15 protein-coding genes and 1 pseudogene are annotated in these 23119 nt (G+C 70.1%); 8 read left to right on the top strand and 8 right to left on the bottom strand.

What is annotated here, in order from left to right:
- Positions 1-51: 51 nt before the first annotated feature.
- The 3 genes and pseudogenes from IG08_RS0110360 to IG08_RS0110350 form a co-directional block, all read right to left on the bottom strand.
- A pseudogene (locus tag IG08_RS0110360) lies at positions 52-597 on the bottom strand (PP2C family protein-serine/threonine phosphatase); the annotation flags it as partial.
- Positions 598-755: 158 nt separating this feature from the next.
- Positions 756-1706 carry a phosphotriesterase family protein gene (locus IG08_RS0110355; RefSeq protein ID WP_043453881.1) on the bottom strand — a complete coding sequence of 317 codons (951 nt, stop codon included), beginning with the start codon at positions 1704-1706 and terminating at the stop codon, positions 756-758.
- A 90-nt stretch (positions 1707-1796) separates the two neighbouring features.
- The gene (locus IG08_RS0110350) at positions 1797-2501 is read right to left on the bottom strand and encodes a GntR family transcriptional regulator (protein ID WP_158812204.1); all 705 of its coding nucleotides are present in this window, start codon (positions 2499-2501) and stop codon (positions 1797-1799) included.
- Between the two features lie 243 nt (positions 2502-2744).
- On the opposite strand from IG08_RS0110350, the gene IG08_RS0110345 reads away from it, so the two are divergent.
- The 8 genes from IG08_RS0110345 to IG08_RS0110310 all read left to right on the top strand — a co-directional run bounded on the left by IG08_RS0110345 (position 2745) and on the right by IG08_RS0110310 (position 12483).
- Positions 2745-3524, top strand: coding sequence for a sugar isomerase domain-containing protein (locus tag IG08_RS0110345; RefSeq protein ID WP_043453878.1), 780 nt, complete (start codon positions 2745-2747; stop codon positions 3522-3524).
- A complete protein-coding gene (locus tag IG08_RS0110340; RefSeq protein ID WP_052424583.1) occupies positions 3521-4213 on the top strand; it encodes an SDR family NAD(P)-dependent oxidoreductase in 693 nt (230 codons plus the stop codon). The genes IG08_RS0110345 and IG08_RS0110340 overlap by 4 nt, the downstream gene beginning before the upstream one ends.
- On the top strand, positions 4210-5556 hold the full coding sequence (locus IG08_RS0110335; protein ID WP_199820842.1) for an FAD-dependent oxidoreductase: 1347 nt from the start codon (positions 4210-4212) through the stop codon (positions 5554-5556). Before IG08_RS0110340 ends, IG08_RS0110335 begins: the two co-directional genes overlap by 4 nt.
- A 187-nt stretch (positions 5557-5743) precedes the next feature.
- Positions 5744-6799, top strand: coding sequence for an ROK family protein (locus tag IG08_RS54045; RefSeq protein ID WP_043453875.1), 1056 nt, complete (start codon positions 5744-5746; stop codon positions 6797-6799).
- A gap of 263 nt (positions 6800-7062) precedes the next feature.
- Positions 7063-8736, top strand: coding sequence for a glycoside hydrolase family 13 protein (locus IG08_RS0110325; RefSeq protein WP_043453871.1), 1674 nt, complete (start codon positions 7063-7065; stop codon positions 8734-8736).
- 93 nt (positions 8737-8829) lie between these two features.
- Complete coding sequence (locus IG08_RS0110320) at positions 8830-10185, top strand: ABC transporter substrate-binding protein (RefSeq protein WP_030599184.1); 1356 nt, start codon at positions 8830-8832, stop codon at positions 10183-10185.
- 10 nt (positions 10186-10195) lie between these two features.
- Entirely contained in the window at positions 10196-11572 is a 1377-nt protein-coding gene (locus tag IG08_RS0110315) for a carbohydrate ABC transporter permease (RefSeq protein WP_030599182.1), read from the top strand.
- Entirely contained in the window at positions 11569-12483 is a 915-nt protein-coding gene (locus IG08_RS0110310; protein WP_030599178.1) for a carbohydrate ABC transporter permease, read from the top strand. The genes IG08_RS0110315 and IG08_RS0110310 overlap by 4 nt, the downstream gene beginning before the upstream one ends.
- 839 nt (positions 12484-13322) lie before the next feature.
- Here IG08_RS0110310 and IG08_RS0110305 read toward each other — a convergent pair.
- The 5 genes from IG08_RS0110305 to IG08_RS0110285 form a co-directional block, all read right to left on the bottom strand.
- Entirely contained in the window at positions 13323-17957 is a 4635-nt protein-coding gene (locus IG08_RS0110305) for an FtsK/SpoIIIE domain-containing protein (RefSeq protein ID WP_030599176.1), read from the bottom strand.
- Positions 17958-18087: 130 nt separating this feature from the next.
- Positions 18088-19416 (bottom strand): hypothetical protein, encoded by a 1329-nt coding sequence (locus tag IG08_RS55750; RefSeq protein WP_052424582.1) that lies wholly within the window; start codon positions 19414-19416, stop codon positions 18088-18090.
- Positions 19413-19961 (bottom strand): sigma-70 family RNA polymerase sigma factor, encoded by a 549-nt coding sequence (locus IG08_RS0110295; RefSeq protein ID WP_052424581.1) that lies wholly within the window; start codon positions 19959-19961, stop codon positions 19413-19415. Before IG08_RS0110295 ends, IG08_RS55750 begins: the two co-directional genes overlap by 4 nt.
- Positions 19962-20367: 406 nt before the next feature.
- Positions 20368-20667, bottom strand: coding sequence for a hypothetical protein (locus IG08_RS0110290; RefSeq protein WP_030599166.1), 300 nt, complete (start codon positions 20665-20667; stop codon positions 20368-20370).
- A gap of 91 nt (positions 20668-20758) precedes the next feature.
- Positions 20759-23011 carry a coiled-coil domain-containing protein gene (locus IG08_RS0110285; protein ID WP_030599164.1) on the bottom strand — a complete coding sequence of 751 codons (2253 nt, stop codon included), beginning with the start codon at positions 23009-23011 and terminating at the stop codon, positions 20759-20761.
- Positions 23012-23119 lie beyond the last annotated feature (108 nt).

Here is a 23119-nt window from a genome sequence, read left to right as displayed (position 1 = left end):
GCCCCGATCAGGCCACGCGCAGGAGGCGGGAAGCCGGATCGGCGTGCCCGCTCGGCGTGGTGGCCGGCGAACGGCCAGGACGGCGATGTCGTCGTGGCGGCGGTCGTCGCCGGCGAACGCGCGGGCGTCCTCGTGCAGTGCCTGGGGCAGTTCGGTGGGGGAGAGGTCGAGGTGCTTCGTCAGTCGCTCGTCGACCGGGTAGAACGTGCCGTCGGTAGCGCGGGTCTCGGTGAGGCCGTCGGTGGTCAGCAGCAGTGTCGAACCGGTCGGGAAGGCGAACCAGTCCACGGTCGCGGGTTCGGCGGCGAGTTCGGCGAGACCGAGCGGGACGCCGGAGCCCAGGAGAGGCGTGATGACGGTGCCGTCGTGCAACAAGTGGGGCGGAATGTGCCCGCAGTTGATGGCCTGGGCCTCGGTGCCGGAGTCGACGCCGATGATGAGCGCGGTGAGCGTGGGCTCCCGGTGGGCCGCCTCACGGAAGGCGCCGATGACGGCGAACGCGGCGCCCACGGCGGCCAGTCCCTCGCCCTGCACGTCGCCGATCAGTACCCGGGTGTACAGGAGGATCGGCTCGTCGGCGGCGACATCTACGACGTCGTCGACTCACCCTGGGTGTCTTGAGCGCCACGAGGCTGTCGCCGGCCTCATCAACGAGTACCGGCAAGCCGGCTGACGACAACCGGATCCCCGGCTCAGCACCAGTGAAGCCACTCCGAAGCGCTATGGGCGTCGAGCGCTGGACCCGCAGGAGGCACTCACGTGGCGGAGGACTCTTTGGCCAGCAGTGTCTGGGGGGCATACCGCAGCACGGTCTCGACCGCCTCGTGGCCCAGACGCCGAAGCAGCCGTGGGACGAAGTCCCTGCCGAGCACATCCATGCCCGGCCCGCCACCGTAGGAGATGAGCGAGGACTTGCGTCCGACGTCGGTCCCCAAGCAGATCTGGCCCAGTTTGCCTGCCTCGGCCATGCGCTCGATGAGGTCGAGGACAACCGAGTCCGGCCGGTACTTGATCCGCCCGATCGTGTCGTAGACGAGGTACGCGCCCCGGGCGATGAGGTCGAGGTGGAGTTCCGGATCGGGGTTGCGGTCGGTATGGGCCAGCAGGACCCGTCCGGCTGGGACGCCGTGCTTGTCCAGGAGGTCCAGCGCGGCGTGCGCGGCGGTCCCGATCTCGGTGTGCACCGCCACGGCCACTCCCGTGCTTCGGGCCGCCGCCGCTCCCGCGGCGAACCAGCGCTCCTCGTGGCGGTCGATCCGGTGGTACGAGGCTCCGAGTTTGATGATGCCGGCCTTGTGGGGGCTGGGTATGGGGCGCGGAAAGTCCCAGTCGTGACTGTCCATGCCGACCCGAAGGTCGTCCAGGAGTACGTCGAGAAGCGTCGCGTCGTCGGCGTGGCGGGCCCAGTGGAAGGCCGGATAGTGCGCGCTGCGGTGGAAGCCGGTCGCGGCGACGACGTGAATCCCGCTTGTGCGGGAGGCCTCGGCGAGTTGGCCTGGGCGGCGTCCCAGGCCGACCGGTGTCAGGTCGACGACGGTACGAATGCCGCTTGCCGCGACACGCAGGAGCTCGGCAGCCGCCTTGTCGGTGTCGAGGAACTCGTCACCGGGATTGACCGGGGTGCGCAGGAAGACGTGCTCGTGGGCATCCACCTCGCCGAGATCGTGAGCGGCGACAGGGCCCAGGACGGTCTCGACGACAGGCAAGGCTGTTTCTCCTTCGGGTACTGCCCTCTTCAGTCTTCGGTGCCCCTGCGAGGGAGTCCGGCACGCGACCGGCGGTCAGAGCCGAAACCGCTAGGCGAGTTCGATGTGGAACACGAACCGTGAACCCGCGTAGCGGGATTCGGTGAGTTCGACGGGTGTGCCGTCAGCGGTGGTGATCAGCCGGCGCTCGACGAAAATGGGCGCACCGATGGGCAGGTCCAGGAGGGCGGCGTCGTCTTCGGCGGCGATGGCCGCTATCTGCGTTCCGGTCGCGCGCGTGGGGGTCAAACCCTTGTCGGTGAGCGCCTGATGGAGCGAGCCACGGGCCAGATCCTCGCCCAACAGCCAGGCACAGGACGGTGGCAGTACGACGTTCTCGATCGCCATCGGCTGGTCGTCGGCCAACCGCAGCCGTCGTACGTGAACGACGTTGGACTGGGGCGCGAGCCTGAGCGCGGTGATCTCCTCCTGGCTGCCCACGCGCAGTTCACTCGTCAGGACGGTCGATGACACGGTCATGCCGCGCAGCGCCATCTCCTCGGTGAAGGAGCGCAGTTGGCCCATCTGGCGGTGGACCTGCGGTTCCCCGACGAAGGTGCCGACGCCGGAGATCCGGTAGATCACGCCTTCGGCGACCAGGCGCTGGGTCGCCTGCCTGACCGTCATCCGGCTGACTTGGAACAGGTCGCACAGTTCCGCGTCGGACTCGATCTGGTCTCCGGGGTTCAGTCCCGCGATCCGACTGCGGATGTGCCGTTCGACTGCTTCATGTCGCGGCATGGGCCGCCGAGCCACGTCTTCTCCTTTGTCTATACCGGTATACGCCTTGCAGCATAGGCCGTCCCTCGTCATGTGTCCACACCTGTCGCGCTCGGTCGGAACCGAAGATCAGCCAGTTCTGGTGCTTGACGTGATGCCGGTCGCCACCCTAGCGTCCGGCTTGTCTTACCTGTCTATACATACTCCGCCCCCTACTCAAATACATGGCCCGCATCGCGTCGGGCCAGTCTCTGCCCTCGCACCGAGAGGTTTCCGCACGTGCCATCGTGGATCCGTACCGCAGTCGGGATCGTCGAGCAGATTGCCGAGTCCCAGGCCGGCGCGATCGAGGCCGCGGCCCAGATCGCCGCCGGGTCGATCGCCGACGACGGCGTCGTCTACACCTTCGGCACCGGTCATTCGCGCATGCCGGTGGAGGAGTTCTTTCCCCGCTACGGCTCCTACCCCGGTTTCCAGCCGCTGGTGGAGCTCTCGATGACGTTCCACACCCAGGTGGTGGGGGCCAACGGACAGCGACAGGCGATGTTCATCGAGCGCGTCGAGGGGCTCGCCGACCAGATCCTGGCCAACTTCCGGCTGCGCCCTTCGGACAGCATGTTCATCTTCAGCGTCAGCGGACTCAACGCCGTCCCCATCGAAATGGCGATGGGCGCGAAGAAGGCCGGCCTGCCGGTCATCGCGGCCACGTCGCTGCAGGAGACGCACGCCGCCGAAGCGCGGCATCCGAGCGGATCCCGGCTCGCCGACCACGCCGATGTCGTGATCGATCTGGGCTCGCCGGTCGGCGACGCCATCTGCCAAGTCCCCGGCCTGGACGTTCCGGTCGGCCCGGTGAGTACCTTCACCGCGATCGCCGTGGTCAACGAGATCAAGGTCCGGGTCGCCGAGCTGCTGGCCGAACGGGGCGCCATGCCGCCGGTCATCACCAGTTCCCGCCTGGTCGGCGCGGACCGCAGCAACGAGTTGTTCGAGGGCGCCTACCTCGAGTTCGCCCGCCGCTCCGCCGCCGCTCTGCGCACCGCGGACGGTGCACGGTGAGGCGCCTGCTGGTGGCCGGAGCCCGGGGCGGGATCGGCGCCGCGTGCGTCAAGGCGGCGCGGGCCGCCGGTGCGCAGGTCTTCGAGGCCGACCGCGATACGTACGACATCACCGTGTCCGCGGGTGCCGATGCGGCGGTGGCGCGAGCAGCCGAGGCACTGGACGGTCTCGACGGCATCGTGCACGCGGTGGGTATGTCCGGCCGGCGTCTCGGCGACGGACCGGTGGACGAGTGCAGCGACGAGGCATGGCACGAAGTGCACCGGGTCGACCTCGACTCGGTGTTCTTTCTACTACGCGCCGGCCTGCGGCAGTTGTCCGGCTCGGGCGGGTCGATCGTCGTCATCGGCTCGGCCCTGGCGAGCACACTGGACGAGGACTTCCTCACCGCTGCCTACGCCAGCGCGAAGGGCGCCCTGGTCCCCCTGGTGCGCTCGGCCGCGTTCACCGGAGCTCCGAAGGGTGTGCGCGTCAACATCGTCGCGGCCGGCCTGGTGGACACCCCGATGGCCGCACGCGCCATGACCGATCCCGCGATCCAGGACCGGATGCCGCGGCTGATGCCGCTCGGTGCGCGGGCCTGCAGCCCCGACGAGATCGCCGACACCGCCCTGTGGCTGCTGTCGGACGCCTCCTCCCGCACGACCGGTGCGGTGGTCCCCGTAGACGGAGGGTGGCACCTGAGGTGAGCAGCGCATGCAACAGTCAGAGCGCACGCATCAGTCAGGCGGAGGCCGAGCGGCATCCGCTGCTGTGGGACGGCGATGTGGTGGTCGTCGGAGGCGGGTCGGCGGGCTCCGCTGCAGCCGTCGCGGCCGCCCGTCGGGGCGCTTCCACCCTGCTCGTGGAGGGCGCCGCTCACCTGGGCGGTACCGGGGCGAGCGTCCTGGACACCTTCTACGGCTTCTACGCGCCCGGCACGGGCGATCGCGTCGTCGGCGGCGTCGGCTGGGAGGTGTGCCAGACGCTCACCGATCGCAAGGCGGCCTTCGAACGCCCCAACACCTACGGTGCGGGCACCGGCATCACCTATGACCCCGAGACGCTCAAACTGGTGTGGGACGAACTCACCGGCTCTGCAGGGGTGCGGGTCCTGTTCCACGCCCGTGCGTCACGGGTGGTGATGGAGGGCGAGAACGTCCTCGGAGTGGTCGTCGAGACGGTCGCCGGCCCCGGGCACGTACGCGCCAGGGTGGTCGTCGACGCCAGCGGCGACGCCGACATCGCCTGGCGCGCGGGGGCGGCGCTGGAGCGGCCCGCGGAGGACCGCGTCGCACAACCGCTCACCCAGACCTTCCGGCTCGCCGGTGTCGACGCCGCGGCGACCCCGACGGTGGAGCTGCACCGCCTGATGGCCCTGCACGCGGACTCGGGAGCGTACGAGCTGCCCAGGCGTGAAGGGTCCGTCCACCGGACCACCGAACCCGGGGTCGTCCACACCAACGTGACCCGTGTGAGCGGCGTCGACCCGACCGACCCGTGGCAGCTTTCGGCAGCCGAGCAGGAGGGACGGCGTCAGATCGTCGAGTACACACGGTTCCTCAGAGAGCAGGTTCCGGGGTATGAAACGGCTTTCCTCATCGCGTCCGCACCGCGCATCGGTGTGCGGGAGAGCCGCCGCCTGATCGGCGAGTACGTCCTGGGCAGGGAAGACGTCCTGACGGCGCGCCAGTTCGAGGACGCCATCGCGCTCTGCGGCGCTCCGATCGAGGACCACTCCGCCGGGCAGAGGACGATCTGGCAGTACGTCGGCTCCGGTGACCAGACGCCCACCGGCCGCACCTACGGTGTGCCCTACCGATGCCTGCTCCCTCGCGGAGTCGACGCTCTGCTGGTCGCGGGCCGGTGTCTGTCGGCCACTCATGACGCCCACGCCTCGGTTCGTTCCATCGGACAGTGCATGGCGATGGGGCAGGCCGCGGGGACGGCGGCGGCGCTGACGGTCTCCGCCGGATCCCGGCCCCGCGATGTGGACGCAATCGAACTGCGTGAGCAACTCACGGCCGACGGCGCCCTGCTCGCACCTGGCTGAACCCACTTCTGACGTCAAAAGGCTAGACAGGTCGTCGGCCGCTGCCGTCGGCCCCAGTAGGGGCGCGGTTGCATCGAACCGAACAGCCAATCTTTCTGATTCTTTACGTCTCAACTGATTGACTGGACGATTTGCGCGGCCTAGCTTCCGATAAGTCTATACAGGCAGTACTGATCAGGGAGATCGCATGGTCGCGACCGGGATCGGTCCTCGCCCCCCAGATTCCGTCCTGGGGGTGGACATCGGGGGCACGAACATCAAATGGGTGCACCGTGCCAACGCGGCTGTCGTCGCGCGGGGCACGCTGCTCACCCCGGCCGCCGGGCCGGCGCAGGTCGCCGGGGCCATCGCCGAGATCGCCGCCGCGCGCACCGTCGAGGCCATCGGCGTAGCGCTGCCCGGCCATCTGAGCCCGGACCTGCGCTCCACCACCACCATCCCGAACATCGACGGCGACTGGCAGGGCTTTCCGCTGGCGGACACGCTCGAGCGTGCGACCGCGAATCCTGTCCTGCTGATGAACGACGCACGCGCGTTCGCCTCGGCGGAACTCGCTCTGGGCTCCGCGCGCGGCCACAGCGACGTGGTGTTCATGACCATGGGCACCGGGATAGGCGGTGCGATCGCCCTGGGCGGTACCGTCCTGCGTGGTCCCGGGGACAAGATCGGCGAGATCGGGCACATGACCGCCGCGCTCGGCGGTGACCGTTGCGGATGCGGGGCCCGTGGCTGCCTGGAGACGGTGGCGGGGGGCCGGGCGCTGGCGACCGCCTGGTCCCGGGCCCTCGCCTCTCGCGGGACCGGGAACGAGGACCGGTCGACCGGGAACCAGGACCGGTCGACCGGGAACCAGGACCGGTCGACCGGGAACCAGGACCGGTCGACCGGGAACCAGGACCGGTCGGCGACAGCCGAGGACCTGGTCCAAGCCGCCCGGTCGGGCGACACCACGGCCCGGAAGATCCTCGACACCGCCGCCACGGCCGTGGGCACGGCGCTGGGGAGCGTATTGGCCCAACTCGGCCTCTCGACCGTCGTCGTGGGCGGCGGCGTGGCGCCCGCCTTCGACATGATGCGGCCGGCCGTCGAGCAGGCCCTGCGTGACCGTCGGCTACTGATCGGGCCGGTGACGCTCCTCGCCGCCGCGCTCGGTCCGTACGCCGGCGCGATGGGGGCGGCCATGAACGCCACGGCGCAGCCCCTCGCCGCGCCTTCGGCACTGCCTCGGTTATCGGCGATCTGACGGCCTTTCGCACCCGTCGGCGGCCGTCACGCCCCGCGAACGGCCTTGCGTCCCCGTCGGCGGGCGCTCTCGTCCGGCGACGCTGCGGCGACACGGCTCCGTCCACCGAAGGCGTCCGTGCCCCTCGGCTCCATCGCCTCTCCTGCCAAGCCGCCTCCCCACGCGCCCCTCCGTAGCGCAGGATCCGGCGCTCTGCCCACCGGCCGTTGTCCTCCCCGCTCGGAGGCCGGTTTCCATCACGCCCATCCCAGGACGGTTTCCCGATGATCGACGCGTACGTCGACGACGGCCCGGTACAGAACGAACCGCGCCCCTCCGATCGGTCCGAGCACACCGTGCAACAGCAGTGGTGGCGCACGGCCGTCATCTACGAGGTGTACGTCCGTAGCTTCCTCGACAGCACCGGGGACGGCATCGGCGACCTGGCCGGTGTCCGTGCGGGCCTGCCGTACCTCAAGCGACTCGGTGTCGACGGCATCTGGCTCAACCCGTTCTATCCCTCGCCGCAGTACGACCACGGCTACGACGTCGCCGACTACTGCGACGTGGACCCGGTCTACGGAGACCTGACGGAGTTCGGCCGCCTGGTGGACGACGCGCACCGCCTGGGGTTCAAGGTCCTCATCGACATCGTCCCCAACCACTGCTCCAGCAAGCACCCTTGGTTCCTCCAGGCCCTGGCCCAGGGCCCGGACGGCCCGGCCAGATCCCGCTTCCACTTCGCCGATGGCCGTGGCACAGCCGGCGAACTGCCGCCCAACAACTGGCATTCCATGTTCGGCGGACCCGCCTGGACCCGGGTCACCGAGTCCGACGGGACGCCGGGCCAGTGGTACCTGCACCTGTTCGGGCCGGAGCAGCCCGACCTGAACTGGCGCAACCCCGAGGTCGGCGGCTACTTCGAGCAGGTGCTGCGGTTCTGGCTGGACCGCGGCGTCGACGGGTTCCGCATCGACGTGGCCACCGGCCTCTTCAAGCATCCCGAACTGCCGGACTCCCCGGACCCGGCAGCCGACGCGCGAGCCCGCGACACGGTCAACCCCCTGGCATGGAACCAGCCCGAGACGCACGGTGTCTGGCGCACTTGGCGCGCCGTCTGCGAGGAGTACACCGCGCGGGACGGCATCGACCGGCTGCTCGTCGGAGAGGTGTCCGTACGCACCCCGGCCGAGCAAGCCGCCTATGTCCGCCCGGACGAGCTCCATCAGGCGTTCTTCTTCCACATGCTGACGGCCCCGTGGGACGCCGCCACCTTCCGCCGGGTCATCCAGGACGCCCTGCGGGACATCGCCGACACCGGCTCGACCATCACCTGGGTGCTCAACAACCACGACCAGGTCCGCACCGTCACCCGCTACGCGGCCGCGGCCCGTGCTCGCGCCGCCGCGCTGCTGATGCTCTCGCTGCCCGGCGCCGCCTACATCTACCAGGGCGAGGAGCTCGGCCTGCCGGAGGTCGTCGACCTGCCGGACGAGGTGCTCACCGACCCGATCTTCTTCCGCAGCGGCAGCCGCGTGGGAATCCGCGACGGCTGCCGCGTACCACTGCCGTGGTCGGGGCACATGTCCCCGTTCGGTTTCACCTCGGGCGAAGGCATCGCCAAGCCGTGGCTGCCCCAGCCCGCCTGGTTCGGCGCGCACACCACCGAACGGCTCATGGCCGACCCCGGTTCCTTCTGGCACCTCTACCACGACGCGCTTCGGCTGCGTACGAGCCTGCCGTCGCTCGGCAACGGGACGCTGCGCTGGCTGGAGTCCCCGCCGCAGGTCCTGGCCTTCGTCCGTGGTGACGGGCTGGTGTGCGCCGTCAACTTCGGCGACGTCCCTTGTCCCGCCCCGGTCCCCGGCACGCCGCTGCTCGCGAGCGGGCCCTGCCCGCCCGGGACCCTCCCCGGATCCACCGCCGCCTGGTGGGCGGCCGACGGCCCCACGGGCTGACCCCGCTGTCCCTCCCCACAGGTTCCGTCCGTCGTCACATCTTCCGTTTCCGTCGCTACACGTTCCTTCCGTCTTTCACAAAGGAGTGACCCGATGAATGGCAGAGCGGCAGCACTGACGGCCGTGGCCGTCCTGGTGATGGGGGCCGCCGGGTGCGGCTCCTCGGACAACGACGCCGCCGGCACCCCGGCGACCACCGGTGCCGAGGACGCCTCCACGCTGACCCTGCCGAAGCTCGACGGGCAGGAGCTGCAGGTGGCCGGCGTCTGGACGGGCGCCGAGCAGAAGAACTTCCTCAAGGTACTGGCCCGGTTCGACAAGCTGACGGGAGCGAAGACCACCTTCGTGCCCACCGGCGACAACGTGTCGACCTTCGTCGGCAGCAAGATCCAGGGCGGCTCTCCGCCGGACGTGGCTCTGCTGCCCCAGCCCGGTGTGCTCCAGCAGTTCGCCAAGGCAGGCTGGCTCAAGCCGCTGCAACCGGCCGTGACCAAGGAGTTGGACCAGAACTACAGCCAGGCCTGGCGCGACCTGGGCACGTACAAGGACAAGCAGTACGGCGTGTTCTTCAAGGTCACCAACAAGTCCCTGTTCTGGTACAACACCGCGGCCTGGGAGCAGGCCGGACTGACCGAAACCCCCACCACCTGGGAGCAGTTGCTCAAGGACGGTCAGACACTCTCCGACTCCGGCACGCCTCCGTTCTCCATAGGCGGCGCCGACGGCTGGCTCGTCACCGACTGGTTCGAGAACATCTACCTCAGCCAGGCCGGCCCGGCCATGTACGACAAGTTGACGAAGCATCAGATCAAGTGGACCGACCCCTCGGTGACCAAGGCGCTGACCACGCTGGGCCAGATCTTCGGCAGGCCCGATCTGATGGCCGGAGGCACCCGGGGCGCGCTGCAGACCGACTTCCCGACCTCGGTCGGCCAGGTCTTCGCGAAGCCGCCCAAGGCCGCGCTGGTCTACGAGGGCGAGTTCATCGCGACCAACATCACGCAGGAGACCACGGCCAAGGTCGGCACCGACGCCAAGGTCTTCCCCTTCCCTGCCGTGGACGGCGGTAAGGCACCAGTGCTGAGCAGCGGCGACGTCGCGGTCGCCCTCAAGGACGGCGAAGGCGCACGGGCGCTGATGCGCTTCCTCGCCTCCCCGGAGGCGGCAGAGATCGCCGTTCAGCAGGGCGGTTTCCTGTCACCGAACAAGGCGGTCGACTTCTCCAACTACCGCGACGACACCGTACGGAACATCGCGAAGAACCTGATCAAGGCCGGTGACGACATCCGGTTCGACATGTCCGATCAGGCACCGGCCGCCTTCGGCGGAACAAAGGGGCAAGGAGAGTGGAAGGACCTGCAGGACTTCCTCGCCAAGCCCTCCGACGTCGCGGGCGCGCAGAAGCAGCTCGAAGCGGACGCCGCGAAGGCGTTCGCCAAGGCGGGCTGAGGCAGCCGTCATGTCACAGACTCTTTCTCCTCCGTCCCCCGCCGCCCCCGCGGCGGCGGGGGCCCCCGCCCGCCGCAGGACGAGGACACCCCGAGGCCGTAAGTGGATCGCGGCGTTGTTCCTGCTGCCCGCGCTGATCCTGCTCGGCGCGCTCGTGGTGTATCCGATCGTGTGGTCGGTGGTACGCAGTCTCTTCGGCCCCGACGGCTTCACCGACTTCGTCGGGCTGTCCAACTACACCGGTGTCTTCACCGACCACCAGACCCTCGTCGCCATCAAGAACAACGCGATCTGGGTCGTGGTCGCACCTGTCGCGGCCACCGGACTCGGCCTGATCTTCGCTGTGCTCACCGAGCGGATCCGCTGGGGCACCGCTTTCAAACTGGTCGTCTTCATGCCGATGGCCATCTCCATGCTGGCCGCCGGCATCATCTTCCGGCTGGTCTACGACCAGGACCCCGGCAAGGGCGTGGCCAACGCGGTGGCGACCGGCGTCCACGACACCTTCTTCAAGGCATCGGCATACCCCGGGGCCCATCCGAGGGTGGCGGGCCCCGGCAGCAGTCTGGCGGGCCCCGTCGGCGGCCCTTACACCGGCAAGTCCGTCAGCCCCGGTGACGGTCCGGCCGCGCTGGCTCTGGTCGGAGTGCAGCCCAGTACCCTGACCGGCGCGGCGCAGGCCGCCGCGCCGGGTTCGTGCCCGTCGGGCGCCTTGTGCGGCACGGTCTGGCTGGACTTCCAGCCGGGCGGCGGCACTCCCGGGAAGATCGACCGGGGAGAGAAGGCTCTGGCCGGCATTCGGGTCGAGGCTGTGCGCGACGGGCGCGTCATCGCCACGGCGACGGCCACCAAGGACGGCACATTCGCTCTGCCCGCTGCCCGTATCGGCGCCTCGCCGGTTCAACTGCGCCTGCCCGCGACGAACTTCACCGCCCAGTACGCGGGCGTCAACTGGCTCGGTCCGACCCTCGTCACCTGGTCGATCATCGGCGCCTACGTGTGGATGTGGACCGGCTTCGCCATGGTCCTGATCGCTGCCGGGCTGGCCGGGATCCCCAGGGAACTGCTGGAGGCCGCACGTGTCGACGGCGCGGGGGAGTGGCAGGTCTTCCGCCGCATCACGGTGCCGCTCCTGGCGCCCGTGCTGGGTGTCGTGCTGGTCACGCTGGTGATCAACGTGCTGAAGATCTTCGACCTGGTGTACGTCATCGCACCCGGCGCCAGCCAGCAGGACGCCAACGTGCTCGCCCTGCAGCTCTACCTGTCCTCCTTCGGCGGCGGCAACGACCAGGGCACCGGCAGCGCGCTCGCCGTACTCCTGCTCGCCCTGGTCGCGCCGGTCATGTTCCTCAACATCAAGCGGTTCCGAAAGGAGAAGTCACGGTGACATCCCTGCAGACCGCCCGGGCCCCGCAGACCGCGGCCCCAACCGCCTCCGGCCGCACGGCACCCGGCGCTGCCGCCCGTGCGGCACGCCGTATCGCCGGCGGATCCACACGGCTCGTCCTGCTGGCTGTCGCCCTCTTCTGGCTGCTGCCCACCGTCGGCCTGCTGTTGTCCTCGCTGCGCGGGCCGCTGGACATCCAGTCGTCCGGCTGGTGGACGGTCCTCACCAAGCCCGCGCAGCTGACCCTGCACAACTACACCAGCCTGTTGGACAACTCGACGATCACGCATTCGTTCCTGAACAGTCTGCTGATCACCGTCCCTGCCACGCTGCTGGTCGTGGTCGTCGGCTCACTCGCCGGATATGTCTTCGCGTGGGTCGAATTCCCGGGCCGGGACTGGGTTTTCCTGCTCATCGTCGGCCTGCTCGTGGTCCCCCTGCAGATCGCGCTGGTGCCCATCACCAGTCTGTTCGGGAAGCTCGGGATCTTCGGCAGCATCAGCAGCGTCGTCCTCTTCCACGTCGCTTTCGGCCTGCCGTTCGCGATCTTCCTTCTGCGGAACTTCTTCGCGGGTATCCCACGCGAACTGCTGGAGGCCGCCCGTCTCGACGGGGCGGGCGAGTTGTGGCTCTTCCTCCGAGTGGTGGTTCCGCTGGGCGGGCCCGCGATAGCTTCGCTCGGCATCTTCCAGTTCCTGTGGGTCTGGAACGACATGCTCGTCGCGCTCATCTTCGCCGACCCCGGCTCGGCCCCACTCACCGTGGCCCTGCAACAGCAGACCCGCCAATTCGGCACCAATATCGACGTCCTGTCCTCCGGCGCCTTCCTCTCCATGATCATCCCGCTGGTGGTTTTCTTCGCCTTCCAACGGCAGTTCGTCAACGGCGTCATGGCGGGAGCACTGAAGTAACCCGTGCCGCTCGAATTACCGATGAACGCGGCCGGCTCGGCCGCCGCAGCCTCTCCAACTCGGCGCGCTCGGCCTCCCGCAGACGTCCGCCAGGCGCCCGGCGAAGCGATCGGCCGCCGCCGACCCGTTGCGGCGGCAACGCGAGACCCAGCTGTGCAGCGTGCCGGGATTGACCCCGAGTTCCTCGGCGACCTCCGGGATCGGCTTCCCCGTCTCGGTACAAGTGCATGCCCACCACTGGCGCGATACGTTCGCCCACGAATGGAAACGGACCGCCGGCGACAGCGGCGATCTCATGCCGTTACCCGGTTGGGAGTTCGAGTACATGCTCCGGCTTGCCCGGCTTTCGGCCGAAGAGCGTCGACGCAACCGCCACGCTGGACACTGACCGCGAAGAACGACCCGTCGTACGCCGCTCATGGACCACCCAACTGGGGGTCAAGGGGGCGCAGGTTCAAATCCTGTCGTGCCGACGGTGCGAAGGGTCTTCGCAGGCGAGAGCCTGTGGGGGCCCTTTTCGTATGGGTCGTTTCCGATCTACGAGGTTGAGCATGCCGCGTATTGATCCGAAATGGTGGGTGTTCCGGGGCGTTGATCCCTGTGTGAATGAACTGGTGGGGGACGCACGGCAGTTGTTGCCGGCAGGCACCTGCGCCGGTGGGGACTGTCGTTTCAGCGGCCGGACGAGCGGGCTGTCGGACCGTCCCGCGCACGTCGAACCTCCGCAGCACTCCCCACGCGAGGCCGTTGAGCAGCAGGAATACAGAAGTCCGGCTGGAGTACCGAGCCAGCGCCCGGGAAGCCGTCACATCCCGGGCGCCGGCGTCGTCTCGGCGGTGTCAGGCGGCCCCGTCCGTCCCGTCGAGCACGGTCTCGGGGATCTGTACGTTGATGAGTTCCCCGGAGCGCGGGTCGACGGTGAGGCCGCGGCCGGGTCTGCGACCGCGCAGATGGGCGTGGGCCAGGCGAGCCCCGACGAAGTCGCCCTCCAGAATGCTCTGCGGGCCGAGGAGGACGCCCTTGCGGTGCCGTTTCAGGGCGCTGAGCCAGCCCATCGCGCCCGTCATGGTCTCCGCGGTGGCGGCGATGACGATGCCGATGCCGTGGTCTCTGCCGGACTGGGCCAGGGAGCGCAGGTTCTGGTCGATGTCCGGAAGGACGAACAGGTCGGCGTCGTCCACCATGACCACTCGGGGTCCGCTGCCGGCTTCCAGGGCCTCGGTGAACTCCTCGACCGTGGGCTCGGTCGCGGTGATCAGCCGTACTCCGGGATGGCTGCCGAGGGTGCGCAGCGGCGATTCGCGGGGAGCGAGGATCACCAGGCGGGTGCCGGCGGCGAGCAGCGAGACCGCCAGGGACGCCAGGGTGGTGCTGCGGCCGGAGCCGGGCGGGCCGACGACCGAGAAGGTCGGCGCGCCGGCCGCGAAGTCCACGCCCACGGGCGAGACGTCGTCGCCCCCGAGGCCCAGCAGGCCCCACATCGGGCGGCGGAACTCCTCCCCGACTTTGTCGTACGCGTCCGTGAAGGTCACCTTCACCGGCAGCGTGCCGATGCGGGCGGGCCTGCGGTCCGCGGGGAGTCCGGCGTCGCGCCGGGTCGCCTCGGCGCCGATCCGGCGCAGCGCCTCGGCCTGCTCCTGCCCGGCGGCACCGGGTGCGAGCAGCGCCACCTGGATCTCGGTACCGCCGTCGGAGGTCCAGCCGCGGCCGGGCTGGATGATGTCGGGCATGTCGCGCGAGCGCTTGCCGACGGCGTGGTAGTCGGTCCGGTCGTTCAGGCGCAGCAGCAGCTTGTTGTCGTTGAGCGCGGTGGCGCGTCCGGACAGCAGGGCGCGTTCGGAGGTGGCGACGACATGCAGGCCCGCGGCGGCGCCCTCTCTCAGCAGCCGGTTGAGCAACTCCACCAGGCGGCCGCCGTTGTGGTCGGCGACGGCCTCGATCAGTGCGTCCCAGCCGTCGATGAACAGCATGATGTGCGGCGGGCGGGCACCGGCACCGACGATCTCGCGCAGCTCGGTGAGGTTGCTCGCGTGGTGCTCGGTGAGGCGTTCCTGTCGCCGTTCCAGCTCCGCGTCGAGTCGGGCGAACAGCCGTTCCAGCCGCTCGATGTCACCACGGGGCACCACGGCACCGCAGTGCGGGAGCACGCCCAACGCCGTCAGCGCACCACCGGCGAAGTCGATGCCGTAGAGGTGGACGTCGGCGCTGGAATGGCCTTGGGCCAGGGCTCCGGCCATGCTGCGCAACACCTGGGAGCGGCCGGAGCGCGGGATTCCGATGACGTACAGATGGCCGAACTCGGCGAAGTCCAGGCGGACAGGCAGCTGTGCCTGTGCTTCGGGCAGGTCCGACAGGGCCCACGACACCGGGGCGAGGCGGGCGCTCCCGGACTCCTCGGGCTGCGGCAGGTCGTCGATCAGGACGTCCGTGCCGAGGGCCGGCAACCAGGGGCTGGGCTGGGGGGCGCACCCGATGAGCTGTGTCGCCTCGGACAGCGCCTCCACCAGCGCGTTGAGGTCGGTGGGGACGTCGTCGGCCGCCATGTCCGCCGAGGTCTCGCCGCCGGGCTCCGACTCGGACGTGCCGGGCAGGCCTGCGGCGCGGCCGAGGCGCTGCCAGTGGAGTTCGGTGCCCCATATGCGGGACTCCTCCACGGGCTGCTGCTCCTTGGTGTCCAGGGAGGGCTTCGCGCCGGGCAGGGGAGTGCTGGCGTAGGCGGTCTGGAAGGGTACGACGGTGCCGTGGCCGAGGCGGGCGAGCGCGCGGCCGGGGGTGGCCGCGGAGATGCTGACGGCGTCCTTGGTGTCGATGACGTCCTGGCTCTCGGAGGAGTCCGTGACCCGCAGCGCGATCCGTAGATTGGTGTTGGCCCGGATGTCGGAGTTGACCACTCCGGCCGGGCGCTGGGTGGCCAGGATCAGATGGATGCCCAGGGAACGGCCGCGCTGGGCGATGCTCACCAGGCCGGGGATGAAGTCCGGGATCTCCCGGTACAGGGTGGCGAACTCGTCGATGATGATCACCAGCCGGGGCATGGGCACCAGCTCGGGGCTGCGGCGGCGCATGCCCTGGTACTCGGGCAGGTCCTTGGCGCCGGCATCGGCCAGTATGTGCTCGCGTCTGGTGAGTTCGGCCGCCAGCGAGGTCAGCGCGCGCTGCACCAGATGGCTGTCGAGGTCGGTGACCATGCCCAGGGTGTGCGGCAGGTCCACGCAGTCCTTGAAGGCGCTGCCGCCCTTGTAGTCGACCAGGACGAACGTCAGCTCGTCCGGCCGGTTGACCGCGGCGAGCGCGGCCACGAAGGTCTGCAGCAGTTCGGACTTGCCGGATCCGGTGGTTCCCGCCACCAGGCCGTGCGGACCGTCCTTCACCAGGTCGAAGGCGACCGGTCCGTCATAGCCGGCGCCCAGCAGGACGCCGGTGGACGCCGGCCGCTGTGCCCAGCGGGCGGCGACGTGCTCGGCGCTCGGCTGTGGCAGACCGAGGAGTTCCAGCAGTCCCACCTTGGCGGGCAGACCCTCGGAGGCGTCCGGGGTGACGTCGCGGATCGGGGCGATGCCCCGGGCCACGCGCTCGCACCAGTCCGGCTCGACCAGGTCCGGCCGGATGTCGGGGACGTCGGGCTGTCCGGTGCGGCACAGGGTCAGCCGGTGGTTCTCGTGGCGGACCACGGCGCTGCACTCCTCCGGCAGGAGGCGTTCCTCCTGGTCGAGGCAGAGCGGGAAGATCCGGACGGCCGGGCCTTCCTTGAGGATCGAGACCACGCCGGGTACGTCACGCAGGCGCCGGGCGCCGTCCATCACCACCAGGACGTCAGGTTCGCTCAGCAGCGCCTTGCTCATGGTGGACTCGGCCGCCCGCTGGCGGGTGCGCAGGGTGGAGACCAGTTCGGCAACCCGGTTGGCCACCGTCTCCGGGTCGTTGCCGATCAGGGTGACGGCGCCGCCACGCGTGCCGGGCAGGCCGTCCCGGGAGTGGGGCAGCCAGCGCGCCCAGTGCCAGGAGTCCTGCGAGGCCTTGTCGGTGAGGATGACGATCCGCAGGTCGCGCGGGGTGTGCAGGACCGCGGCCTGGGCCGTCATCCAGCGGGCCAGGGCCTGGACCGGGCCGGTCGCGCCGGCCAGACCCACCACGCCGCTGTCGACCAGGTCCACGCCGACCGGGGCGTCCGGGATCGTCCAGTGCACGGCGGTGTGGTTGTCCTCGCGGGCGGTGTCGTCGATACCGAGCAGGGACGGCTGCGGTGCGGTGCCGATGCGCAGCGCCAGGTGGTCCGGGTCGCCGCGGCGCCGTTCCCACAGCCGGCGGCCGGGGCCGACCGCCCACAGCCCGGCCACCGCCGGGTCGGGCGCGCTGTCGGTGCGCAGCTGCCGCTCGGTGGCGATCTTCTGCCGGACGTCCTCCTCCAGCGAGGCGCGGCGCTGCCGGTAGACGCTGGACTTCTCCTCGTAGTCCTTGCGGGCCTGCCGTCGCCCGCTGACGTAGTTCGCGGCCATCAGCGCGGGCGACATGAACATGAAGATCAGATAGAAGTACGAGTTCATGAAAAGCATCATGGAGACGCCGAAGACCATCGGGGCGAGGGCCACCAGCAGCGGGATCGGCCTGCGCGCGGGAGGGTCGGGCGGTCCGGGCAGTCGGAACCGCTCGGGCGCCAGATGCGGCAGCATGCGCGGCGGCCGGTTGTAGTCCAGGCTGCCGCCGCCCTCGGACGGCACCACCGCGGCGTCCCTGGGGGTCGGCTCGGCCAGCCGCAGCAGATACTCGCCGACGGACAGCTCCGCACCGACGGACCAGAGCCCCCAGCCGTCGGGGAGTTCCGCGCTGCCGTCGGACACCTCCTCGGGCTCGGCGTCTTCCTCGTCCTGTTCCGCGAGCGGCAGCAGCGGGGTGTTGGGCCTGCCCCGGTGCTCCGGCGGCTCCGGTACGGACAGCCGCGCGGGGCCGCCCTCGGGGAGTTCCACGATGGCCGATCCGTCCGGGCGTACGGTCACCCGGATGCCCTCGCCCGGCATGCCCCGGCCTTCGAGCGGGACGGCCGCGTCCTGAAGCGGGCCGACGCCGTGGGTGCCGAGGCCGAGCGGGTACACCCGTCCGGCGTCCGGGCCGCCCACCACCTGGAGTTCCACCACCGGTGAGTGGTCCACCCGGTGCGGCTGCGGCATGGCGTCGCGCTCGGGGCCGTAGGCGGTGGGGGAGGGGGGCCGCGGGGCGCCGAGGGCGAGGACGCTGCCGTCCATGAGGCGGGTGGCGGCCAGCGGGGTGCCGGGGGCGAGGGGCTCGTCGCCCAGATAGCAGGCCGGGGCCGGTCCCGGGAGGGGCAGTGGCGTCCCGGTCTCGTCGGTGTCGCCCGTGCGCAGCTGGGCCAGGTGCGCGGCGACGTCCTCGACGGGGGTGCCGCCGGACGCGGAGAGCAGTACGTCCTGGCGGCCGGCGGGGTCGCCGTCGGCGACGGTGGTGATGAGGAGTTTCACGTCTCGCCTTGGGGGTGGTCCGGGGACGGGTGGTTGGAGGCGGTGTTCGCGGTGCGTTGTGGAGGGCGGGCGTCGGTTCAGGGCCCGGGGCCCGAAACCGACTTCAGGGGCTCGGGGGCTTGGGCCCCTCCTAGACGCCCGGGTCCTCTCGTGTGCCGGAGGAGGCCGCGGTGGTGCGGTCCCCGGCGGCGGTCGGTTCGGCGAGCAGGTCGGATCCGGCGATGGTCCGGGTGGGGGCCGTGGCCTGGAGGGTGGGCTCCGGCACCTCCTCCCGGAGGGCCTCGGCTTCCTCGAGTGCCCAGGTCTCCTCGAGTTCCCGCGGCCCGCGTTCCGGGATGCGGGGCCGCGGCGGAGTGGGTGCGCCCCGGCGCGGGGCCGATGCGCGGCGCAGCCGGCGGCGGTCCGCGCGGACGGCGGCGGCGACGGCTCTGCCCAGCGGAGCCGAGTCCGCGTCAAGGCCCAGCTCGGGCGCGACCACCCGGCCGCGTCCGTCGACCCGCAGGGCCCAGCTGTGGCCCGCCACCCGGCCGTCGGCCAGGCAGACGACGGCACCCGAGGCGGCGAGGGCGCTCAGCCGCCGCGCCTGCTCCGGGCCCGGGGCGGCACAGATGACCACGGTCGTGGCGGCGTGGCCGGACTCGTCGAACTCACCGCCCCCTCCGGTCTCCCGGTGCTCCTCGGCCGCCTCTTCCAGCTCCCGCAGGACGGTGTCGAGCCGCTCTCCCCGGTACTGCGGATGGACCCCGTCCGCGACGGTGACCGAGGCTCCGCTGCCGGGCCGGTCCAGCTGTGCGGCCAGCGCCTGGAGCAGCCGGGCCCGGGCGGCGGTGTCGCCCTCGACGGTGATCAGCCGTGGTCCGGCGGTCAGATCGAGGTGGACGCACGCGTCGTCCGCCATGCCGACCGCGACCGGCAGCGGACGGACGTGCGCACCGGCACGGGGCTGTGCGTGGGGCAGCGCGTCCTCCTCCGTCAGGGGAAGCTCCCAGCACTGCGGGCCTGCCTCGTCGGACGTCTCCCAGGGGGCGGGCGGTTCGGGCAGCGGGCGGGCGGCGATCTGCACGGCGGCGAGTCCGGGTTCCGTCCGTACGGTGTGGGGAACGGCCCCCGGGGCATCGGCCAGAGCTGCTGCCGCCGCGTCCAGCAGCCGTCGTACGAACAGGCCGCCCCGGGGGTCGGACAGTTGACGGGTCAGGGCGCGTACGCCGCGACGGTGGCGGCGGTAGGTGCGCAGCGGTTCGCCGAACGCCCGCCGGGTCAGGGTCAGTTCACGGCCGACGCCGCGCCGGAAACGCCGCCAGCCGCCCCGCTTGCGGATCACGTGCCGCAGCAGCAGAAAGAGCAGCAGCAGGACGACCACGGCCACGATGATGACCGTGAGCAGGGAGTCGTCGGGCTTCCCGAGCGCGATGACGGAGCCGTGAGCCGGGCCGGGGCTCGTCGCGGTCGCCCCGGTCATGCCGCTGCCAGGGTGTGCTCCGGGTGCCGGCGGCGCAGCTCCCGTATCGCGTGATGGGTCCGGGACTTCACCGTTCCTGGCGGAATGCCCAGGGCGTTGGCGGCGTCGGCACCGGTCCAGCCGAGGACGTAGACGTAGAAGAGCACTTCACGGTGGGGGTGCGAGAGCCGGGAGAGGGCGTGGACCATGAAGCGGCGCTGGACGGCCTGGCTCATCGGGTCCACGGGTTCGATGTGCTTGTCCAGCGAGTGTTCGTGCTGGATCTCGGTGTGCACCCGTTCGCGCCGGGACCAGTCGATCACCAGATTGTGTGCCACCCTCATCAGCCAGGCCCGGGACGGTGACCAGCCGGGGGGCTGGTTCGCGGTGTTCAACCAGGCGCGTACCAGGGTTTCCTGGACGAAGTCCTCGGCCCGCTGGCGGTCGCCCCGGATGAGGCTCGACACATAGCGCAGCAGGGGACCGTGGTGTTCCTCGTAGAGCCTGCGGATGGATCCGTCGTGGGAGGGCGGGGCCTCACCGGTGTCCGGAGCTCTCCCGGACACGTCGGTACTGGGCGTGGGCGTTCTCATAGTTCCCCCAGGGCCGGCATGGATCTTCTGAGCCGGTCCGGTCGGGCGCCGCGGCGGCGGCGTTGGCTGGGCAGGGCTGAGCACGGGTACCCGGGGTGGAACTCACGGTTCATGGGTGGAAGGTGAGGTTCCGCTGGGAGTCTATGAGCGGTTCTGAAGGTTTCAAGACTTTCTGAGAAGAACCTGAGGTTACTGATGAGGATGAAACCTTGCCGGTAGATGTCCTGGAGGAGTCACAGGCGGCTGACAGCCCTCGGACATTTGGGCACACCCCGGAAGCGGACAGGGGCGCCGGTCCGGGGGGAAGGACCGACGCCCCTGCACAAGGGATGCCGACGGAGGGGGAGTTGGGGGCCGGCATCCCGCTCTTGCGGATGGATCAGGTGGGGATGCCGCCCGCGATCTGCGAGTCGAGGTTGTTGACCGCGTTGCAGACGTCCCGGAACTGCTTGGAGAACTGCGTGATGTTGTTCACTGCCTCCGTCAACGACTTGTTGAAGTTCGCGTAGGACGTCTGCATCTTCGGGCTGGTGGCCGTCAGTAGCAGGCCGCCCTGGAGCAGGTTCTCGACCTCGGCCTGCAGCGAGGACAGCTGGGGGACGAGGGTGTCGCTGACCGCGGAGTCGAGCTTCTTGGCGGTGGCTTCGATTTCCTCGTCGTTGATGACGTTCTTGGGCATGGTGCACCTCGATCTCTGTTGATGGACCCGGCGGCGCCGGAAGAGCGCGCGGGAGCTTCGGGGCGGGGCGCCTGGGCGCCCGCGTGGGGGGTCAGCGCCAGTTCTCGCCGAGGGTTCCGAGAGGCGGTTCGGCGCTGCTGCGTTCGTGCTGGGTGACGGACTCCCTCAGGTACCAGCTGCCGTCCTCGGCGCGCTGCCAGATCTCCTGGATCTCGTTGCTGCCGTCGGCGACGAAGCGGGTCCCGGTGTTCTCGTTGGTGACGACCTTGGTGACGGAGCCGTCGGCGCCCGTGTAGTCGGTCCGGGTCACGCCCTCCTGCACCGTGGTCGTCGTCCCCGGAGCGGTGGAGCCGGAAGGATGGCCGCCCGCGTCGACCAACGGGTTCTCAACCGTGAGATACGCGGGGGGCCTGTCCAGCCGCTGCTGGGGATCCTCCTTGCCCGCAGCGGAGTTGAGGTACTCCTCCTTGTCCATGGTCAGTTCCCAGTCGCCGTCCGGGCGCTTGGTCCAGATCTGGAGGGTGTCCTGGCCGGTCCCGTCGGTGACGTAGCGCTTCATCCACCCGTCGGGCGACCCCTCGGGATCGGAGTCCATGTAGATCTTGGTGACGGAGCCGTCGGAGCTGCGGATCGTCGTCACGGAGTCACCGTCCCGCGTCAACTGGTGGTACGTCTCGGAGTAACTCAGCCCCGTGTTCTTGTTGGTGACGGTGGTCGTCGTCTCGACGGGGTCGCCGTTGCTGTCGACCTTGATCTCACCGTTCGCGTCGAGCTGGTACGACACCGTGGTGGTGCTGTTGGCGTCCTCGATGGTGTAGCCCTTGGGCACGAATGCCTCGTCGGGCAGATCGTCCAGCTGACCGCGCATTCCCCTGAGCCGGCCGACGTCGGCGTCGCGATCCGGATCCCACTCGCGCAGCTTGTCGTACTCCTCGCCGAAGCTGTCCTGGAGGTCCTGCTGCCGTTGCTGGACGGGCTTCTCCTCCTCGGTCAGCTCGGTCTGCGCCTTGTCGGTCTCCGACTGGTCGTCCCACAGCTCCTTCTGGCGGGCCTGGAGGTCCTCGGACTCCTGGTCCAGGGGGTCCAGCCGCGTCTGGAGGCCGGCGCGTTCGGCGTCGAGGGCGTCCTGCTTCCCGCTCAGGGCGTCCTCGACCTCCTTCTGCGTCGACCGCTCCAGGGCCCAGAGGTCCTTCTGCTTCTGCTGCAGTTCGTCCTGCCGTTCGGAGAGGGGCTGCTGGGCGCGACTCAGCGCATCCCGCTCGTCGTCGAGTTGCCGCTGCCGCTCGTTCAGCGGGTCGAACGCCTTCTCCTGATCGCGCTGTTCCGCCTCCAGGGCGTCCCACCGTGCCGCGAGCCCCTTGCCCTCGGACTCCCACAGGGCGTCCCGCTCCTTGCCCAGGGCGTCCTGCTTCCGCTGCCAGGCGTCGAGGTCCGCCTGGGTGGCATCGTCCTTGCTCAGCAGGGTCTCGCGTTCCCGCCAGAGGGCTTCCTGCCGTTCCTGGAGGGCGTCCTGCTTGCCGTCGTAGGCCTGCTGCTCCTGCTCGAGGGCGGTGACCTTCTTCTCCATGGCCGCGTCCTGCTCCGCGCGGAGGGCCTTCTCGTCCGCCCAGAGCTGCTGCTGCCTGCGCACGAGTTCCTCCTGCTGCTTCAGCAGGGGCTCCTGTTCCTTACGGAGGGCCTCGTAATCCTTCTGCAGCTCGTCGCGCGCGACCTGGAGCTTCTCCTCGCGCTGCCTGAGGAGTTCCTTCTCCTCCTGCCAGAGCTGCTGCTGCCTGGCCTGGAGTTCGTCCTGCTGCTTCAGCAGGGGTTCCCGCCTCCCGGCGAGCTCCTCCTGCTCCTTGTTGAGCTCTTCCTGTCTCTTCTGCTGGGCCGCGGTCTGTTCGTCGATCTTCCGCCGCTTCTCGACCAGGGCGTCCTGTTCCTTCTTCAGGCGCGCCTGCTGGGTCTTGTAGCGGGCCTCCAGTCTTCTGGCCTCGTCCGCGCGGAGTTTGCCGTCCAGCGCCTGCTTGCGTATCTCGTTCTGCCGGGTGGCCTCGTCGCGGACCTGGGACGTGACCTGCTGGGCCGCGCCGGCGGCGTGGGAGGCGTCCTGGTCGTAGAAGGCCTTGCCCGCCTTGTCGAGCAGGTTGCCGAGGTCGGTCATGGCCTGCCAGCCCTCTTTGAACGAGCCCTTCCAGGCGCCGTAGAAGTCCTCCAGCGCCTCGGCGGTCTCCCGGCGGGGGCCGATGTCACCGGCGGCGAACGTCTTGTCCGACTGCGAGGTGACGTCCAGTTCGTCGCGGAGGTGCCAAAGATGGCGGGCGAGGAAGGTCATCAGGTCGTAGTCGTAGGAGATGCGCACCATGTCTGCCGTCCTTCCTCGAAGCGGGCGGGTCCCGTGTCGGTGCCGAGCCGCCCTGTAGACGAGCAGTCGGGTCCGGATGGTTCAAAGAGATTTCGTCCGCACCCCGCT

Origin of the sequence: Streptomyces fulvoviolaceus (genome assembly GCF_000718165.1) — a bacterium.
Classification (GTDB): Bacteria; Actinomycetota; Actinomycetes; order Streptomycetales; family Streptomycetaceae; genus Streptomyces; species Streptomyces fulvoviolaceus.
This window is presented reverse-complemented; position numbering and strand designations above follow the sequence as displayed.

Excerpts from the sequence above, each read along its gene's own strand:
- IG08_RS55750 (WP_052424582.1), bottom strand. The coding sequence starts at position 19,416 with ATGACCGGGGCGACCGCGACGAGCCCCGGCCCGGCTCACGGCTCCGTC.
- IG08_RS0110290 (WP_030599166.1), bottom strand. The coding sequence starts at position 20,667 with ATGCCCAAGAACGTCATCAACGACGAGGAAATCGAAGCCACCGCCAAG.
- IG08_RS54045 (WP_043453875.1), top strand. The coding sequence starts at position 5,744 with ATGGTCGCGACCGGGATCGGTCCTCGCCCCCCAGATTCCGTCCTGGGG.
- IG08_RS0110285 (WP_030599164.1), bottom strand. The coding sequence starts at position 23,011 with ATGGTGCGCATCTCCTACGACTACGACCTGATGACCTTCCTCGCCCGC.
- IG08_RS0110320 (WP_030599184.1), top strand. The coding sequence starts at position 8,830 with ATGAATGGCAGAGCGGCAGCACTGACGGCCGTGGCCGTCCTGGTGATG.
- IG08_RS0110315 (WP_030599182.1), top strand. The coding sequence starts at position 10,196 with ATGTCACAGACTCTTTCTCCTCCGTCCCCCGCCGCCCCCGCGGCGGCG.
- IG08_RS0110325 (WP_043453871.1), top strand. The coding sequence starts at position 7,063 with ATGATCGACGCGTACGTCGACGACGGCCCGGTACAGAACGAACCGCGC.